Consider the following 244-nt stretch of genomic DNA (forward strand, 5'->3'; position numbering starts at 1 on the left):
CTGGGCTTCTACTTTCCAGTATTTGGCCAGGGCAATACGCCGGTTGCCATCGCTTGCGCCTCCGTGCTGCTGTGGGCCGTGCATTTTCTGGTGCTGCGCGGCATCAAGGAGGCGGCGTTCATCAACCTGGTCACCACTGTGGCCAAGGTCGTGCCGCTGGTGCTGTTTGCGCTGATTTGCCTGTTCGCCTTCAAGCTCGAGGTGTTCACCGCCGACATCTGGGCCGTGGGTACTCCCGAGCTTG

Annotated in this window: 1 protein-coding gene; it reads left to right on the forward strand. The window is 61.1% G+C overall.

Annotated features, from left to right (window positions below):
• On the forward strand, positions 1-244 hold a 244-nt coding region (locus tag J5M56_RS26225), incomplete at both ends, for an amino acid permease (protein ID WP_207938217.1).

It is taken from the genome of Pseudomonas sp. 51_B (assembly GCF_017491595.1).
GTDB lineage: Bacteria > Pseudomonadota > Gammaproteobacteria > Pseudomonadales > Pseudomonadaceae > Aquipseudomonas > Aquipseudomonas promysalinigenes.